This is a genomic window from Candidatus Dependentiae bacterium (assembly GCA_040878395.1).
Classification (GTDB): Bacteria; Babelota; Babeliae; order Babelales; family Vermiphilaceae; genus JAKBEL01.
In genome coordinates this window covers 1-18716 of record JBBDMI010000015.1, presented here as the reverse complement: position 1 = coordinate 18716, position 18716 = coordinate 1, and the positions used below count along the sequence as shown (strand labels likewise).

20 protein-coding genes are annotated in these 18716 nt (G+C 33.7%); 16 read left to right on the top strand and 4 right to left on the bottom strand.

The features are described 5' to 3' along the window. Positions 1 to 489 precede the first annotated feature (489 nt). The 3 genes from WD055_05955 to WD055_05945 all read right to left on the bottom strand — a co-directional run bounded on the left by WD055_05955 (position 490) and on the right by WD055_05945 (position 4187). Positions 490 to 1242, bottom strand: coding sequence for a DapH/DapD/GlmU-related protein (locus tag WD055_05955; GenBank protein ID MEX0849748.1), 753 nt, complete (start codon positions 1240 to 1242; stop codon positions 490 to 492). 67 nt (positions 1243 to 1309) lie between these two features. Beyond that, complete coding sequence (locus WD055_05950) at positions 1310 to 2632, bottom strand: hypothetical protein (GenBank protein ID MEX0849747.1); 1323 nt, start codon at positions 2630 to 2632, stop codon at positions 1310 to 1312. 61 nt (positions 2633 to 2693) lie between these two features. After that, on the bottom strand, positions 2694 to 4187 hold the full coding sequence (locus WD055_05945) for an NAD(P)/FAD-dependent oxidoreductase (GenBank protein ID MEX0849746.1): 1494 nt from the start codon (positions 4185 to 4187) through the stop codon (positions 2694 to 2696). A gap of 171 nt (positions 4188 to 4358) precedes the next feature. On the opposite strand from WD055_05945, the gene WD055_05940 reads away from it, so the two are divergent. The 16 genes from WD055_05940 (at position 4359) to WD055_05865 (ending at position 18239) form a co-directional block, all read left to right on the top strand. Beyond that, positions 4359 to 5450 (top strand): hypothetical protein, encoded by a 1092-nt coding sequence (locus tag WD055_05940; protein ID MEX0849745.1) that lies wholly within the window; start codon positions 4359 to 4361, stop codon positions 5448 to 5450. Positions 5451 to 5464: 14 nt separating this feature from the next. Continuing rightward, a complete protein-coding gene (locus tag WD055_05935) occupies positions 5465 to 6622 on the top strand; it encodes a hypothetical protein (protein ID MEX0849744.1) in 1158 nt (385 codons plus the stop codon). Positions 6623 to 6730: 108 nt separating this feature from the next. Beyond that, the gene (locus tag WD055_05930) at positions 6731 to 7270 is read left to right on the top strand and encodes a CarD family transcriptional regulator (GenBank protein MEX0849743.1); all 540 of its coding nucleotides are present in this window, start codon (positions 6731 to 6733) and stop codon (positions 7268 to 7270) included. 70 nt (positions 7271 to 7340) lie between these two features. Further along, on the top strand, positions 7341 to 8318 hold the full coding sequence (miaA, locus tag WD055_05925; protein ID MEX0849742.1) for a tRNA (adenosine(37)-N6)-dimethylallyltransferase MiaA: 978 nt from the start codon (positions 7341 to 7343) through the stop codon (positions 8316 to 8318). Beyond that, a complete protein-coding gene (locus WD055_05920) occupies positions 8305 to 8862 on the top strand; it encodes an SPOR domain-containing protein (protein ID MEX0849741.1) in 558 nt (185 codons plus the stop codon). Before miaA ends, WD055_05920 begins: the two co-directional genes overlap by 14 nt. A 34-nt stretch (positions 8863 to 8896) precedes the next feature. After that, positions 8897 to 10861, top strand: coding sequence for a peptidylprolyl isomerase (locus WD055_05915; GenBank protein ID MEX0849740.1), 1965 nt, complete (start codon positions 8897 to 8899; stop codon positions 10859 to 10861). Beyond that, positions 10858 to 11898: a recombinase RecA gene (gene recA, locus WD055_05910; GenBank protein ID MEX0849739.1), complete on the top strand. Its 1041-nt coding sequence runs from the start codon at positions 10858 to 10860 to the stop codon at positions 11896 to 11898. The genes WD055_05915 and recA overlap by 4 nt, the downstream gene beginning before the upstream one ends. A 46-nt stretch (positions 11899 to 11944) precedes the next feature. Further along, positions 11945 to 12481, top strand: a complete 537-nt coding sequence (infC, locus tag WD055_05905; GenBank protein MEX0849738.1) for a translation initiation factor IF-3 — start codon at positions 11945 to 11947, stop codon at positions 12479 to 12481. A 24-nt stretch (positions 12482 to 12505) separates the two neighbouring features. Further along, entirely contained in the window at positions 12506 to 12706 is a 201-nt protein-coding gene (gene rpmI, locus WD055_05900) for a 50S ribosomal protein L35 (GenBank protein ID MEX0849737.1), read from the top strand. A gap of 68 nt (positions 12707 to 12774) precedes the next feature. Then, positions 12775 to 13122 (top strand): 50S ribosomal protein L20, encoded by a 348-nt coding sequence (gene rplT, locus WD055_05895; protein ID MEX0849736.1) that lies wholly within the window; start codon positions 12775 to 12777, stop codon positions 13120 to 13122. 85 nt (positions 13123 to 13207) lie between these two features. Continuing rightward, positions 13208 to 13483 carry a hypothetical protein gene (locus WD055_05890; GenBank protein MEX0849735.1) on the top strand — a complete coding sequence of 92 codons (276 nt, stop codon included), beginning with the start codon at positions 13208 to 13210 and terminating at the stop codon, positions 13481 to 13483. 2 nt (positions 13484 to 13485) lie between these two features. Beyond that, on the top strand, positions 13486 to 13770 hold the full coding sequence (locus tag WD055_05885; GenBank protein MEX0849734.1) for a cell division protein ZapA: 285 nt from the start codon (positions 13486 to 13488) through the stop codon (positions 13768 to 13770). 220 nt (positions 13771 to 13990) lie between these two features. Then, a complete protein-coding gene (gene rny, locus WD055_05880; GenBank protein ID MEX0849733.1) occupies positions 13991 to 15556 on the top strand; it encodes a ribonuclease Y in 1566 nt (521 codons plus the stop codon). Between the two features lie 4 nt (positions 15557 to 15560). Next, entirely contained in the window at positions 15561 to 16379 is an 819-nt protein-coding gene (locus tag WD055_05875; protein MEX0849732.1) for a TIGR00282 family metallophosphoesterase, read from the top strand. Between the two features lie 6 nt (positions 16380 to 16385). Then, positions 16386 to 17276: a DMT family transporter gene (locus tag WD055_05870; protein MEX0849731.1), complete on the top strand. Its 891-nt coding sequence runs from the start codon at positions 16386 to 16388 to the stop codon at positions 17274 to 17276. Between the two features lie 9 nt (positions 17277 to 17285). Next, the gene (locus tag WD055_05865; GenBank protein MEX0849730.1) at positions 17286 to 18239 is read left to right on the top strand and encodes a DMT family transporter; all 954 of its coding nucleotides are present in this window, start codon (positions 17286 to 17288) and stop codon (positions 18237 to 18239) included. Positions 18240 to 18305: 66 nt separating this feature from the next. Here WD055_05865 and WD055_05860 read toward each other — a convergent pair. Beyond that, the coding region (locus tag WD055_05860; protein ID MEX0849729.1) for a hypothetical protein at positions 18306 to 18716 on the bottom strand (411 nt) is incomplete at its 5' end.

Sequence of the window (18716 nt, the reverse complement as noted above, 5' to 3'; positions counted from 1 at the left end):
TGTTGCCAAACATATTAAAGCGAATGGAAATGTTCAAATTTGAGTCATTTTTGTTCGTGTTTTTTGGTAGAGAGATCATGATTTTTTACATTATGCCTTTTGTAGAAACTATAAATTGCACTTTTAATATGCATTACCCACATTTTATTCTTTACAATACTGTGAACAGTTTTTAAAAATCTTGGTCAATGATGTGCATTATCTAAAAAATATTATAAAGTAAAATTTAAAAAAAATGGTTGTATTACGCTTATTTTGTATATATTTAATTAGAAACCAATCATTTCACTTTTTTGACCAAACTTTCTTATAGTTTAATCTCTATAATTAAGAAAATATATTTAAATTAAATTTATTTTGATCAAATTGAAGTATTTAAGCGTTACACATTAAAAAATAGTCTACATTTAATTAAAGGTAATTCGTGATTAAATATATAGGCGACGGCAAAAAGTTTGGAAATAAGCTTGAAATTGTTCGCGTTTTTTTTCAATTAAGGTTATTTTTTTTCTCGTTTTTGTATTTTTGCAAAAGTTTAGACGCATAGCCCTCTTTATTAATCTGATTATTTGATCGTGCAATGGCAAGAGCATCATCAGGAACATTTTGCGTTAATGTTGATCCGGCACCGGTTATAGCATTGTTGCCGATTTCAATTGGAGCAACCAAGCAATTGTTACTACCGATAAGTGTGTTGTCACCAACATTTGTTTTATGTTTACTTACGCCATTATAATTACACGTTATGGTGCCGGCACCAATGTTAACTTTTTTACCGGTTGTTGTGTCACCTAAATAACTTAAATGTTTCGCTTTTGTTCCGACGCCAATAGTGCTTCTTTTAACTTCAACAAAATTTCCAATTTCAGCATGTTGCATAATAGTGGTGCTTTCTTGGATATGTGCAAAAGGACCAATTTTTGCATTATCTTCAATGACCGCATTTTCAAGAACACAATGTGAATAGATAGTGACATTGTTTCCGAGTGTGCAATTTTTAATGATACTAAAATGACCAATAGTACATGATGTGCCGATGTTCGTTTGGCCAAGGATATGGACACCGCAACCTATGGTGGTTTGTTGTCCAATCGTCGCTTTATTATCCACAACAACAAATTCCGGTTGATCAAAGGCAATTCCCTCTTTTTTCCATCGAGTTATTGTCTGTTCATTATTACCAAAAACAGTTTGATTAATGAATAGAATACATATTATCAAAGCACTATTTTGCTTGTTCATTATTTTTTCCTTTTTGTATGCGTGCTTTATATTTAACCTATTTTTTTTAATAAATCAAATATTGTTATTAAGATAATAAAAAGCAGATGAGAGCTAATGCGGCAGATGCAGAAAGATACAGCGGCTTTACTCCAAGAGACATGCGTATTTTCCATGCATACCAACTGTACAAAGATATGCATAAAAAGCTCAGAGCGCGTATACATAATAAAGAGCATAAAAGTGTAAACAATGAGCATGAAACCAATGCATATTGTGTTATCAATAGAGGAATGAGTAGTCCAATGTTGCATGCGATAAGAAGATTGGTTCGTTCTTCGATGATAAAGAAATGTTCGTGAGTAAGTGCAATGTTTTCAGAAAATATAATGAGTAAAAAGAGATAGATAATATAGATATGATCGCTGCATAGATTAGGATCAAGAAACTGAATATAGCGATGGTGCAAAAACATCATTAAGCCGATAACAAAAAGTGTATGATATATATAAGGACTTATCTTTGAGAAAAACTCTTTTTTATGTATAAGGTGCATATTTTTCATATGGGCAAAAAATACGTTACTTGTGATGCCAAATGCATGCTGAATTATACTGTTTATACTATAAGCGCTCATGCTGATTACTTTGAGCAATGCGGCAAGTTCAAATCCATATTGAGCAGCAATAATTGGCACTAAAAAATTTCCTGAGTATAAACTATGGCTTATTTGGTATATATAATTTTTAAAACGCATAGTAACTATGTGTGCCCAATTTATATGATATGGTTCATTGCTGTTAATTAATGTTTGATAATGCGTGTGAAGGTTGTGTACATATAGAAGTGTTGCAACTGATGAAATACAAATAAATGGTATAAAAACCAAAGTTATTGAAGCGGTATACCCAGAAAGTAGGAATGACCATACAATAATGACATATAAAAAAAGTGTTGCAATTTCAGTCAAAGCAACAGAGCGTTGAAAAAATGATAAATGCAGCACTTGCTTTATAGTTTTTTTTGTAGACTCTATAATTACTAAAACTGCACATAGTAAAAAAGTATATATTGAATTGAATGCGGTAATATAACTTGAGGCAATGAGATAACCGATGCATAATGCCCCTATTGCAAATAGCGCATTACAATATATCTGTTTAATTATAAGATGATAGAAATGTTGTTTGCTTTGTTTTGCTTGCTGAAATAGTGTTGCCAAACTGATATCAAGGCCGGCATTTAAGTATAAAACAGCTAAAAAAACAGTTGAAAATAGAATGCCTATTTGGCCATATAGATGTGTGCTTAATGTTCGGAATAACATAATTTGATGCACAAAAAGCATGCTTTGATACACAATTGATTCTATGCCAGCATAGGCTAAAACACGATAAATTCTTTTATCCATCGATCCACCCTTATTTATATACTCATTGTAGCAGGTCGATGGTATTTGACAAATATTGACTTTAAATCGGAATTACTCTTTTTATGTAGCGTAAAATTGCACTAAAAATATTTCTATTAGAATCTAATTCGGTCTGTTTAGAAGCTTCCCATACAAGATCAAGATAATTTGGAGATGTACGTAGTTCAAAGAGATAGTCTTCAAATTGATCCGCAAAATTTTTTCCTATGTGTACACTGTCAATGATTTCATCTGCAGATTCCCCTAAAACATGAACTCCCAGGAGATTCCCAGATGAGTCGCAGATGAATTTTGCAACGCCATCAGTGGTGTTATCTATTTGTGGTCGTGCAAATGATGCATAGCTGTAGCGATAGATATGGAGATTGTTGCCAAATTTCTTTCGAGACTCTTGTTCAGTTAATCCGATAGCTCCTAATGGACGAGAAGCATAAATATGTGATGAAACATTTGAATAATCAGTAACGATATTTTTTTTCCAGAAAGGCTTACAGGCATTGTGAGCGGCAATTTGTGCTTGGTAATAGCCTACGCGATTTAATGTATACATTTGGCCGACTACGTCGCCACATGCATAGATATTGCCAATAGAGGTTTGCATAGTATTATTAACCTCGATGCCATCTCTATGGGTGACCACACCAATATGTTCAAGATTTAATGTTTTTATTCGGCCATTACGATTTAAAGCTATCAAAATTCTGTCGGCATTAAGGGTAAACTCTTCGCTGAGATTGTTTTTGCATCGAGCGGTTATTTTATTATTAATGTAATCAACTTCTTTAATACGTGCATTGTAATATATTTTTATTCCTTCCATTTTCATAAGTTGGTGTTGCATTTCAATGAGTTCAAAGTCATATTTTGGTAAAACAAGTCCATGCTTTGTGACAACAGTAACCTCAACGCCAAGTCTATGAAGTGTTGTTGCCATTTCTATGCCCAGAGGTCCTTCTCCAACAATAATGATTGATTTGGGTAGTTCTTTTAGTTGAAAAAAATTATTTTCCGTTAAATATGGAATTTTTTCAATACCGGTAAATTCAGGGACATATGGTTCTCCACCTGTTGCTATAATAAATTTATTTGAGGTTATATGTTGACCATTTATTTCGACGGTATGTTCATCAATAAAATGAGCTTGTCCAATAAGTTGTTCAACCTGTCGATCAGGAAGATATTTGGTGGAATATATTTGACTTGCATTTTCAACAACTTTTTCTATGTAGGAAAATATGTTAGAGATGTGCTTGGTTGATATATCAATATCTATTCCAAGTTCATGCATTTTTTCAACTGATTGAGAGGCTTGGGCGACTCTAATTAAAGCTTTTAATGGGATATCACTATACAGAACGCGTTTTTTTGGTGTTTTTTCGCTTTCAATTGTAGCAATGCGTACATTGTATCGCGCGGCTGTTTGTGCTGCAATAGTTCCAGATGCTCCTGTGCCTACAATGATGAGATCGTAATCATATGTATATATATGCAGAGGTAGAATATATATAAGTAAAAAATATGATCGAATGCTCATGAATAAACCCTTATAGAAATTGATAGCATATGTGACATTACATAGTGAGTTTGTCAGTTGTTGAAGATGAATGTCAATGTAATATGCAAGATTCAATTTTTAATTATTGCAAATAAGTATGTATATCGTTGATACTTAAAGTTGATATTTTTGCTGACAAGGAATTGTATTATGTTTATTCAATTTGTAATTATTGTATTATGTTTTTTATCTACTGCAATTCAAGCAACCGGTTTATTTCCTGAGCAAATGGTAATACAAGAAAGAACTGATCACATTTATCATCGTTATTATTTGATAAAAAGGCTTGAACCATCATTGCAACTGTTGCATAATGATCAGGTGCAAAAGTGTGTTCCATTTGAGCGACTTGACGCAACATTATTTCGTTTAGAAGCCATTCAATCAGCTGTTGAATGCATGAGTCAAAAAAAAACAATGATGCCATTGTTTGACCTTTGGCATATGTTCTGCTCATATCGCTATGTTGATAGTTTAATTTTTAAAAATGAATTTATTGAATTGATTTATTATATTTGTGACTTGATAGAGCCGTTGCACAAAAAGTATCGAGGTGGCATCTGTTTGGAGCAAAAGTTATGTTGTATTGATCAGGTGACCGATACTTTAAGGTATGGGGCAAGCCGCTCGCACATCATGGTGCATAAAGATATTGATGAAGTCGGGACTAACTTAGTTGCAAGGCGTTTTTTCATTATTAAGCGTCTACATAAAAGTATGCAGTTTTTGGCGTATTTACATGAAAAAAAACAGTATCCGTTGGCAAAGAGTGATAACATTCGTTCAGCTGAAGAATCAGTTGATTTGCTTGATGAAATAGAGCATTTCAGTAATGATCATATGCGTGATTGCATTATTCAAATGTGCCAGAAAAAAAGTTTGGATCCATTATTACGTGTGTGTAATGAATTTAAGCAATATCGTTTTGCAAGTGATGATTCTTTTTTGCAAGAGATGCTTATGAATATTTTTTTGGTATATAAAAGTCTTTTATTTAAAAATCTTTCAGATCATGCCGAACAGGTTATAATGACTGAGATGAGTCAGGTATTAGAGATTTATGAACATATTGATTCTTTGCCTTTAGATGAAACATTGCAAGCGATCGACATGGTTACTGATAAATTAATTGCTATTCAGGCATTAGAGAGTAAAAATGATAAAAAATATCTGTGGGCAATCATTCCCGGAATATTATCTACAGCATTAGGGTTTGGTGCTTATTATTATTTGACTAAGTAATGTTAGAGTGTGTCATGAAAAAAATAAAAATTTGGCTTGTATTGTGCTTGTGCCTATACGCAGAGTCATCATTCGCAAAAAATGAAGATACAATTCCAATCAATGAGCAGACATTTTTAGTATATAGACGTTATTACTTTGTTGCTCGATTGGATAAAACGATTAAGTTGTTGGCAAAAATGTACAATGAAGTCAATGCGATGCAAGCGATGATTGCAGGGCGTAAGATAAATTTTGATCTTATATTGCCAACGTCATCGCATGGTTTTTTTGAGCATAAACAGATTCTTCGATCAATTAAGCGTATTGTGCAAACGCGGAGCCTTAAACCGTTGTTTATGGTATGGGATTCATTTACATCATATAAATCATTGCAGGATGACCTGTTGGTTGAAGATTTTAGTAAAGAAATTTTTATTATTACGCGCAATACCATTGATTATGTTCATGAATGTAAAGGTGTTAAAAAAGCGCCATTAAAATATAAAGATGAACAGGTGTGTAAAAAATTTAATCTTCAAGAACGGATCGAAGTAATTTCTATGATGACAGATCAGTTAGAATGTTTGTTGTGTGATAAACCTATTAAGGAAGTAGCTTTACGTATTGAAGAGATGGATGATTTAAAGTTGCGCATTCACACAGATGAAGTTGCATTTAGACTTTACTGTTTGCATCGATTAGATAGCGCTATACAATACCTTCTTACTTCATCTGAACAAGATCTGTCGGCAGATCAGGTCCGTGCAATTGATCCGCCGGTCTTTTGGTGGCACAAAAGAGGGGAAGGCAAAACATTGCATCAACTTTGGGATGATCTCAATCAGTATAAATATATTGATAATGAACTGTTTGTCCGTGATGTATCAATGTATGTTTTTTTGTTGTTGAAGAACCAACAAGAGAAACAAAGAGCCTTTAAATCGCTTTCTCATAATGATGTGCTTACAATTCATAGTCAAATTGAGCAGTTACCGCTTGAAGATATTTTAAATGCGATAGATGTGATTGTTGAGCAGATGGGTACTGTAGTAGATCATTATCAAAAAAGTGGTTTAACTTTGAGTCAATGGGTGAAGAAGTATTGGTGGGTTCCGCCATTGGTTTTTTCATCTATTCTTTTCAAGTTTGTTACTTTTTATTATAAAAATATTGCTAATAAGGCGGCATAGTCAACTATAATGTTTACTTAATAATTCTGTTTTTTCTGGTATACTTATTCATGTAATGAGAGAAAAGTTTTTTGAGTTTTAGTCCTTTCCTTAAAGGGAAGGACAGTAATGTTTTCTGTTAATGAAAAAGTTGTGTACCCTGGACATGGGGTAGCGATTGTAAGTCAAGCTATTGAAAAAAGTGTAGCAGGTCATAAAGTGTGTTTTTTTGAACTCACTTTTCTGAGTAAAGACATGACGATACTTGTTCCAGTAAAAAGTTTAACGGGGATTCGGAGACTATCATCTGTAAAAAAAATAGATGATGTTTTTAATATGCTTTCCCAACCTACAACAAAAGATATCCATGAGCTCACTGCGAGCAATTGGAATAAAAGAAATAAGGATTATCAGTTTAGATTGCGTTCTGGCAGTTTGGATGAAATTGGTCATGTATATCGTGACTTAAAGTTTATTGCAACACAAAAAGAACTTTCTTTTGGTGAAAAAAATCTTTTACATCAAACAGAGTCTTTATTGGCTCAAGAAATTGCTATTGTAAAGCAAATTAATGAAGATAAAGCAATTGAATTATTAAGATCCTTCTTTACTATGCACAAGAATAATGTCATAATGCACAGTAAGCAAACAGTTGCTACTGTAATCTAAAGTAATTTAAATATAGATACATAAACAAGCAGGGAAATTTCCCTGCTTGTTTATCTGATAAAATAAAAACATGATCAATAAAAACAAAAAAGTAATCTTTATTTATGGTCCAACTGCTAGCGGAAAAAGTGATTTTGCAGAAAAATTAGCAGCTCAAATTCCTGCTGAAATAATCAATATGGACAGTGCGCAAATCTACACTCCTCTTACTATTGGCACGGCAAAACCTGATTGGAAAAAAAGCCCAATTAAACAACATTTATTTGATATTAAAGATCATCCTGAACATCTTACCGTCCACGCATATCGAAAATTAGTACAAGAAAAAATTGATGAAATTCATAAAAGAAAGCGTATTCCTATTTTAGTAGGTGGTTCCGGTTTTTATTTGAAAGCTCTTTTATTTCGTTTGGTATCAGGAACGGTTTCTGAAAATAAAGCACAATTTAATATTGATATTCCTGAGCAAGATATGTGGGAACGTTTAAAAGAAATTGATCCCAAAAGAGCTCTATCTATCCATCCAAATGATTATTATCGCATTAAGCGAGCATTGGAAATCTGGTTTGTTACAGGAAAAAAACCATCTGAGTATAAACCGATTTATGATCCGATCGCACCATTTGTTTTGGTGCATGTAACGCGTGAAAAAAAAGAGCTTTATAGGCGTATAAATAAACGTGCTGTGCAGATGGTTCAGTCCGGATGGCTTGATGAAGCAAAGCAGTTATTGGGGACTCCTTGGGAACTGTTTGTGCAAGAAAAAGGAATTATTGGATATACTGAAATGATTGGTTATTTAAAGCATGTATATGATTTACAGCACGCAACAGAAATTATTGCACAGCGGACGCGAAATTATGCAAAAAGGCAAGAAACTTTTTGGCGCATGCTCAAAAAAATAGTAACAACTGCACAAAAAGAAAATAGTAATACATATGGAAAAATAATCGAACTTGACTTGACTTACCCCGATGATGACTTATATATTAAACAACTATTAGATGATGTCTTAACTTTAGACTGTGGTGATTATGAATCAAATTGAAAAAAATAAAAGATACGAAGTTGAATCCAATGATGCAAAAAATCGTTCTTATAATGATGTGCTGTATTTAACTAATAGGCAAGTGAGCTGGCTTACAGCATCAATTGTTATGCTTTCTTTTTGTGTTTTTATAGCGGGATATTTCTTAGGACAACGCAAAGCTTTAGAGCAATTTAATGATATTATGGAACAAGAAGTTGCTACAAAATCAGTTATCGTAGATGAAGCTTTTCCTGCGCATGCGAATGTAGTCAATACAAGTGGACCTATTGCTCAAAATATAGTTCCAGTTGCCAAATGTTATAAAGCTCAATTAATCGGTTTTGGTACTTCACGTGCAGCACATCAATTTGCTGATCGCTTACAAAATAAAAATATGCCGGTGCGTGTTGATGAAAGGCATAGTAGGACAGCTCAAGGAAAAAAAATTATTTGGTATCAAGTGACAACAGAACCGTTTAGTGATAAACAGGAGTTGTTGGCATTTGTAGAAAAAATAAAAAAAGAAGAACGGTTAAAAGATATACGTATAGTCTCTTGTTGACTAAACAATTTTTCATATAAAAAGGAAAAGACGCATGATCACTGTTATACGCAAACATATTAAATCTAAATTTTTTAAATATATTATTTGGTTTTTTATAGTTATTTTTGCAATCGTATTTATAGCGCCTAATTTAGGTGAGCGATTACAAGGGCCACAATGGATTGCTCGAGTAAATGATATTGAAATTGATGGACCTTCGTTTTATCGGGCAACGGCAAAACAAGAATATAATATTCGTATTATGCGTGAACAGTATGGTGCCTATGCAGATATGTTCATGCAAATGTTAGGATTAAATCGAGATCCAAAAGTTTTAGCTTATGAAGAATTGATTCGTGAAGCAGTGGTTGACGAAGTTGCTCAATCGATACCTCTTTATATTAGTGACGATTATGTGGATCAAAAATTTAATGACCCTTTATTTGTCCAACAATCAGGCTTATATAATACATTGCCGCTAGGTTTTTTCACTCCGCAAGGGATTGATGAACAGGCGCTGAGTTTTTATCTTGCACGTATGGGAATGAGTGTTGCTCAATTTGAGACGGTTATTGAACAAGCCCTTGCACGTTATACTGCACTTGAACTTGCAGGTATTGCTAATTATACACCACGTTATATGGTCAATGATGCTGTTAGTAGCGAAATTTCTGAGAGAAAGTATGCTATTATTGCTTTTGCGTTGGATGCGATTGAGGCTGAAGAAAAGAAAAAAGAGATTACTGATGCAGATTTGAAAGCATTTTTTGATGCACATACAAAAAACTATTGGGTCCCAGAGCAACGTGCTGGAGTTGTTTGGGAATTTAACCCATCATTATATGGCATCACAATTTCAGACAATGAAATACAAAACTTTTACGATAAGCATAAAGTAAGAAAATATGTTGATGCGCCATCAAAAGTGCAAGTAAGACGTATTTTATTAAAATTTTCTGAAACAGAACCAAAAGAGTTGCTTTATCAACGAGCTCAAGCGTTGCGCGCAGAATTGATGCAACATCCGGATACTTTTGCAGATAAAGCAAAAGAGCTTTCTGAGGATGAAGAGTCTGCAAAAAATGGTGGTTTGTTGCCATTTTTCTCAAAAGGTGATCATGATCCGACTTTTGAGCGTAAATCATTTGTGTTGAAGAATAATGGTGATATTTCAGAAGTGTTTCAAACAGAGAATGGTATTGAGTTGGTGCAACGTGTTGATAAAAAACCGATGCAGTTTAAGCCATTATCTCAAGTAAAGGATGAAATCAAGCAAACGTTATTGCACCAAACATTTGCAAAAAAATTCAGCAATGACATGAAAAAAATTATAGATTCAACCGGTATTGATGAAGCTGCATTGACCCCTTTCCTTAAAGAAAAAAAGAGCAAAGAACGCACTATTCCATTAACATCTAAAGATGATACAAAGCGTATGCAAATGCTCTTTAAGCTTAAAGATGGCGAGGCAGGCTTTTTTGTTGAAAATGAAGTAGGTTATATAGTGCAATTAAAAGAAATAAAGCAGCGTTATTTGCCTCAGTTGGAAACCATAAAGTCGGTAGTGAGAAATCATTTGGTTGAAGATCGTGCCCAAAAAGCGTTGGCACAACGTATTAAACAAGCTTCAACTGAAATAAGAACCTCTTCTGCACAAGCGGTAGCTGAAAAATATGCCGGATCTTTACAGGAAACTGACTTTATTAAGCAAGATAGCAAAGATGCGCTAGAAGCTTTGAATAAGAAAGGAATTCCTGCAGATAAAATGTTACAATTAGAAAAAAAATCTGCCGTAGGAACCCATATTGATAATGATGGAGGCTATGTTTTGTATGTATTGGATGTTTCTGAGGGTGACAAAGAAGCATTTAATGAGCATAAAGCAGAGATTGAAAGTCGTGTGCAAAACGAGAGAAAGGGGCTATTTGTTCAAGGTTTTGTTGCTTCTTTATCTAGAAATGCTACAATTGAAACTAATAACTCAGTATTTACTTTAAACGAAGCGCAGGCAGTATGAAACAAAAAACAACTACATCAAAAAAACAGGCCGCAGTAAACCATACTAATAGTGATGATAAAAAAAAGGCTTTAGAAGTCACTTTTTCACAAATTGATAAGCAATATGGCAATGGAGCTGTAATGCTTATGGGTGACACGCCACGTGTTAAAATTGAAGGTATTTCAACCGGTTCGATTTTAATTGATAAAGCTATTGGTGTTGGTGGATTACCTAAAGGCCGTATCGTTGAAATTTATGGTCCGGAAGCTTCAGGTAAGACAACATTAGCACTGCAGGTTATTGCAAGCGCTCAAAATTCTGGAGGCATTTGTGCCTTTATTGATGCAGAGCATGCAATGGATCCTAGTTATGCATCAAATATTGGTGTTGATGTAGATAATTTAATTGTTTCTCAACCGGATTATGGCGAGCAGGCTCTTGATATTTCAGAAATGCTTATTCGCTCAGGAGCAGTTGACGTTATTGTTGTCGATTCTGTTGCGGCACTAGTGCCAAAAGCTGAACTTGAAGGTGATATGGGTGATTCTCATATGGGATTACAAGCACGTCTCATGTCTCAAGCTTTGCGTAAATTAACGCCGGTAGTACACAAATCAAATACCGTACTTATTTTTATTAATCAGTTGCGTCAAAACATCGGTGGTTTGCCGTTTGCGCCAAAAGAAACCACAACTGGTGGTAAAGCATTGAAGTTTTATGCATCATTACGTATTGATGTGCGTCGTATTGCAAGTTTGAAAAAAAATGACATTCATATTGGCAATAGACTTGCTGTTAAAATGGTAAAAAATAAAGTTGCTCCACCATTTAAAAAAGTGGAAGTTGACTTGATTTTCGGTGAAGGAATTAGTAAAGAATTGGATTTACTTGATGCAGCTTTGTTTTTTAATATCATTGTAAAATCCGGTGCATGGTTTTCTTATAAAGAGAGCAAGATTGCTCAAGGAAGAGATCAAGCATTACAGTATTTAAAAGAAAAAGAAAATTTTGATGTTGTTTATAGTGAAGTACAAGAAGCTCTTAAGCAACAGTAATAAGCTTTATGTTTTTTCGTAGTAAGTAAGAAAGGTAATAAAGAAATTGAAAGATAAAAAGAGCTCTTTGCCACAGATTAATGAAAATATTCGTGCGCCCCGACTGCAGGTAATAACAAAAGATGGCGAAAATGTAGGTGAAATTTCATTATCAAATGCGTTGGCAATTGCAGAAGCAGATAATTTAGATTTGGTTTTGCTTACTGAAAAAGGCCCTGAGGGTGTTCCTATTGCAAAAATTATGAACTTTGGGAAAGTCCTTTATGAACGTAAGAAAAAACAATCAGAAGCAAAAAAACATCAAAAGACTATTCAGATCAAAGAAATTAAAATTAGACCAAAAATTGGTGAACATGATTATCAAACAAAAATTAATCAGGCAATCCAGTTTTTGAGCAGTGGAAAACGAGTAAAAATTTCATTGTTTTTCAGAGGGCGTGAGAATGTTTCTCGACAAGAACGTGGAAGAGAAATTTTTGATAAAGTTGATAAAACTTTTGAAGAAAGTGGATTAAAAAATTTAGTTAAAGAGCGTGAATCAAATATGGGGCAATCTTGGTTCTGTATTTATTATGTTAAGTAATATTGCTTATAATAGGACATCATTATGGCTAAAGTAAAAATGAAAAGTTTATCAGCCGCTAAAAAACGTTTTAAGCGTGTTGGTAAAGGAAAAGTAAAAAGAGCAAAAGCATATCGTCGTCATTTATTGACCAAAAAAGGTCCAAAAAGAAGACGTGATTTGCGCCAAGGCGGTTTAATTTGTGCAGCAGATTTAAAAAATATTTTATCTTTGCTTCCAAGATAGCCAAGTATAATGAAGCACATCGAGTTAATTAATTTTTTAGTATTATAACTTGGGGTTATAAAAATACCATGACAAGAATAAAACGAGGTACCGTTGTTAAAAAGCGTCACAAAAAACTTTTAAAACAAACAAAAGGTTTTTGGGGCCAAAGAAAAAATATTTTTAAGCGTGCAAAAGAAACCTTAATGCGTGCAATGGCTTATGCTTTTAAAGGTCGTAAACTAAAAAAACGTGATATGAGAGCCTTATTTATTGCTCGCGTAAGCGCTGCAACAAAATCACATGGCATGTCTTATAGCAAGTTTATTTTTGGATGTAAAAAATCACAAGTAGATCTTAATCGTAAAATGTTAAGTCAACTTGCGATTTTTGAACCGAAAGCATTTGGTCAATTGGTTCAAATGGTAAAAGAATAGTTCTTATCTTGACAATAAACACCGGAGCTTATTAAGCTGGGGCCAGAAAATATCTTGAGACTGTTTATGAGGGGGAGATCCTATTATGAAATTATTAGAAGCATTAGAACAAAAAATTGTTTCATTAGTTGAACTAGCTAATGGATTAAAAAAAGAAAACGAGCAGTTAAAGCAAGATCTTTCTGGTCAAAAAGAAGAAGTAGAAAAATTTAAAAATCAGGTTGAAATGCTTGAAAGTTCTATGTTAAACGAGAGTACTCGTTTACAAGAAAAATTAAATGAAGAGAAAGAACTGACTAAGTCTGTTGTTGATGACTTAATTAAGAATATTGATGCTATAATTGAAAGTGAAAATCAGTAGTGATGAATGAGACAAAAAGCTATAAAATTCAGGTATTAAATGATCAATATGTGGTAAAAAGTGATGAAAATCAAGGGCATATTGATGCAGCAGCCGATTTATTGAACAGTTTAATACAAGAAATTGTAAAGCATAACAAACATATTGATCATAAAAAGGCTGCTATTTTGGCCGGTTTACGCATTGCAAGTCGTACGGTTCACTTACAAGATGAACTTGATGAGCTTAAATGCAAAGAGCAAGAGATTATTGTGGCCTTAGAGAATCGATTGTGTGCAGAGCTGTAAAATTTATGATTTTATAAAATTTGTATAGTTTTTTATTGATAGATTCTCCTTTTTTCTTACTGCTTTATTTAGTTATAGTTTTTTATTATTACTATACCTAGATAAAATTTAGTCAATTAAACCCTATTCTTTCTCTATTTTAAAAATGTTGTTGCTTTTGTTAATCATGCAACAATATATAAATACATATGTTTTGATACTCAATTTATTAGGAAGAATTATGGTGAATGTATCATTTTTAATACTATTCGGTTTGGCAGTTGGTCTTGCTATACTGGGTAGTTTTTTATTGTTATATGCGCGAAAACGTTTTGTGGAAGCTGATAGATTATTTCAAAGTGCTCGTAATAAACGTAAGAATGTGCAACGTGAAATAGAAAATGAAAAAAAAGAAGCGCTTTTGAAAATTAAAGATGAAATTTATAAAAAGCGTAATGACTTTGACTTTGAGATGAAGCGTGAACGTATTGAACTTGATCGCCTGCAAGCAAAGCTTAACAATAAATATGAAGCATTAGATAAAAAAGAAAGCAATATTGATGAATTGCGCCGTGAGTTACAGCAAAAAGAGCGTAGCTTATCCCGTTCAGAAGATGTTCTACGTGCAAATGAAACTAAATTAAAAAATTTATATAATGAACTCATTACCAAATTGGAACGTGTTGCCAATATGACACGTGATGAAGCAAAGCAAACTTTGGTCGATACATTACAGGCTGAAGTTCATTTATCAAATGAAAAATGGATTCAAAAAGTTGAAGAAGATGCGCGAGTACGAGCAAAAGAAAAATCAGTAGATATTTTAGTAACCGCTATGCAACGTTATACTTCCGATCAGGTAACTCCTAACTCATCAAGTATTGTTCAGTTACCAAGTGATGAGATGAAAGGCCGTATTATTGGTAAAGAAGGCCGTAATATCAAGGCGCTGGAGATGGCAACCGGTATGGAATTTGTTATTGGAGAAACTCCTGAAATTATTAGTATTTCCGGGTTTAACCCGATTCGCCGTGAAGTTGCAAAACGAACATTAAATCGACTTATTTCTGACGGTAGAATTAATCCTACACGTATTGAAGAAACAGTTGAGCAGGTTGAAAAAGAGCTTGAAGAGATTATTGAAGAATATGGTAAAGAGGTTGCTTTAGAGTTTAACCTTCAAGGGTTAAACCAAGAAATTATTACCTTACTTGGTAAATTGAATTTTCGTACCAGCTTTTCACAAAATGTATTACAACATTGCAAAGAGGTGGGTGTTTTTTCTCGCATGATTGCAGAAGAACTTGGGTTAGATCCTCAGATTGCATTGCGTTCCGGTTTGTTGCATGATATCGGTAAAGCCGTAACTGCTGAAGTTGAAGGACCTCACGCTATGATTGGTGCTGAAATCGCAAAAAGATGTGGCGAAGACCCACGTGTTGTTAATGCAATTGCAGCTCATCATCAAGAAGTTCCATTTACTTCAATTTATGCTCCGATTGTTGTTATAGCAGACACTATATCAGCTTCACGTCCTGGTGCTCGTAGAGAAACATTAACAGCTTATATAAAACGCCTTGAGAAATTAGAAGAAATAGCACAAAGATTTGATGGTGTGAAAAAAGCTTATGCATTACAAGCCGGTCGTGAAGTTCGTGTCATTGTTCAAGAAGATACGTTAGATGATGAACAAGCAGGAATTTTGGCACGCAGTTTAGCTGAAAAGATAGAAGAGGAAATGAACTTTCCCGGTCAAATAAAAGTTAATGTTATTCGCGAAAAACGTGCAATTGAGTATGCAAGGTAAATATATGAATCATTTAAGAATACTTTTTATTGGAGATGTTGTCGGATCTCCTGGTCGTACGATGTTTCAAAAACATATCGATCGTGTCCGCAAAGAAAATAATATTGATGCAGTTATTGTTAATGGAGAAAATAGCGACGGCCGTGGCCGTGGTATTACTTCTCGTATAGTAGGATTTTTTAAGCATAATGGTGCTGATATAGTAACGTCAGGAAATCATATTTGGGCTAATAAAGAAATCTATAGTTATTTAGAGAATAATACTGATTTATTACGTCCTGCTAATTATCCATCAGAAACGCCTGGTGTTGGTGTAACAACATTTAGCTGTAAGGGACATACTATTGCGATAATAAACTTAATTGGTCGCGTTTTTATGCGTGACCATGTAACCTGTCCTTTTCGTGCAGCAGAATCAATTTTGACCTATTTAAGGGATAAGACTAAGATGATTTTTGTTGATATGCATGCAGAAACTACTTCAGAAAAAGCGGGTATGGGGTATTTTCTTGATGGAAAAGTATCCGGTGTGGTGGGTACGCATACACATGTACAAACAGCTGATGAACGTATTTTACCCAAAGGTACTGCATTTATTACTGATTTAGGTATGACCGGAGCATTAAATTCTATGTTAGGCATGAAAAAAGAACCGATCATTCAGCACTTTATAAAACAAATGCCGGTGAAATTTTCTGTTGAAGAATCAGCGCCGCTTATGATGACCGGAGCTTGGATTGAAGTGGATATTTCAACCGGTAAAGCAATCAAAATTGAACGAATTCGCGTTATTGATGAAGAAATTCATTTTGAGAGTAACTAGAAATACATGTTAATTGTTTGTATTTTACGCACTATTTTTGCCAGTACTTATTTGATAGGTAAACAAAGTTTATTGCTTATAAAACCAATTTTTTTAGTTGGAAGCCGCATATCAATATGCGGCGTCCTTTTTTTGGCTTACTATGTAATGAGGCATAAAAAAATAAAGGTTGAAAAAAAACATATTTGGATATTCCTTCAAATTGCTTTGTTTAAGGTGTATATTCCATATGTTTTCGATACAGTTGCTGCACAATATGTTTCTTCACACAAATGGGCCTTAATTTATACCTGCACGCCATTTATTACGGCTGTATTTTCATATTTCATGCTACATGAACGATTTGGCGTTATGAAATTGTGGGGACTGGCGTTTGGTCTATTGGGATTTATTCCCATATTGTTCATTGCTAATACCGAGGAAGTTGTTTCCAGCTCTATGTATTATATACCCGAATGTTTAATCGTTATTTCTATGATAGCCTATGCATATGGTTGGATCATAACAAAAAAAATAGTTCATTGTTATGATGCTCTTTTAATAAATGGTATAAGCTTATCTATTGGAGGAGCTTTGTCATTATTAACTTCATTCTTTGTTGAATCAAATGTATTACTACCATCATGTACGATATATGAATCATGTTTTTGGATTATTATAGGTATTTTAGCCAATATGAGTTCGTATCAACTTTATGTTGTATTACTTAAAACTCATTCTCCTACATTACTTTCATTTACCGGTTTACTAGATCCAATTTTTATAGCTTTTTTTAATTGGTTATTATTTGCGCAACAAATTTCTTTATATTTCTTCTATTCAATATGTTTGCTTAGTTTAGGGCTTTATATTTTTTATAAAGGTGAAAAAACACCTTCACGTATGTATAACTCATAAGGATTTCACATGATGTTACTTGTTATATTATATATGCTTTTTGCCAGTACATTTACTATTGGAAAAGCAGCACTTACATATACAACACCAATTTTTTTCATTGGTATACGTATGCTTATAGGTGGTCTATTACTTTGGATATATCAATATATGTTTAATCGTTCAGAATTACACTTTGATCGAAAAGATGTAGGATTACTTGCTCAAGTCAGTTTTTTTCAATATTATGCAGCATTTATTTTAGAATTTATGAGCTTGCAATGGATAACGTCATCTAAGGCATGTCTTTTGTTTAATTTTTCGCCGTTTATTACGGCTGTAATAAGCTTTTTTGTTTTAGGTGAATACTTAACCAATAAAAAAATAGCTGGGCTTATAATAGGATTTTTAGGGCTGATGCCAATTTTAATGGAAACGACATCACAAGAAGAACTTGCCGGATCAATTTCGTGGTTTTCAATACCTGAATTAATGTTATTAGGGGCAGTAATAAGTGCAAGCTATGGATGGATTGTGTTAAAGCAGACACAAAATCGCGGTTATTCCACTATTATGATAAATGCATATACCATGACCGCTGCCGGAATAGTCGCATTATTTACTTCGTGTATAGTTGAAGGTATACCTACAATTATCCCCCCTGAGGCCTGTTTGAGTAAATCTTTGCCTTGGTTATGCGAGCTATTGGGACCATATGGAGCTAGTATCGCAATATTTTCTTTGTACGCTTTGGCATTAATTGTTATTGCTAATATCGTATGTTTCAACTTGTATGGTTATTTGTTATCAATATACTCGGTAACATTTGTTTCTTTTGCAGGATTCATTACACCTTTATTCGCAGCATTTTTTGGTTGGTTATTTCTATCGGAAAAAATTGGATGGCCATTTGTATCTTCTCTTGTAATTGTTTTCTTGGGACTGTTCTTATTTTCTCAAGAAGAGTTGAAATTGCGCGCATAAAACAAAAAAATAGACAATAAAAAAAGGCACATATAAACATGTGCCTTTTTTTATTTTAAAAAGCTATTACGCTCTCTTTTTCGCTGTCTTGCGTTTTGCAGTACGGCGTTTAGGAGCTGCTTTTTTTGCAGTCTTACGTTTAGCAGTAGTTTTTTTAGCTACTTTACGTTTAGGAGCTGCTTTTTTTGCAGTCTTACGCTTAGCAGTAGTTTTTTTAGCTACTTTGCGTTTAGGAGCTGCTCTTTTTGCAGTCTTACGTTTAGCAGTAGTTTTTTTAGCTACTTTACGCTTAGGAGCTGCTCTTTTTGCAGTCTTACGTTTAGCAGCAGTTTTTTTAGCTACTTTGCGTTTAGGAGCTGCTTTTTTTACAGTCTTACGTTTAGCAGTAGTCTTTTTAGCTACTTTGCGTTTAGGAGCTGCTTTTTTTGCAGTCTTACGTTTAGCAGTAGTTTTTTTAGCTACTTTACGCTTAGGAGC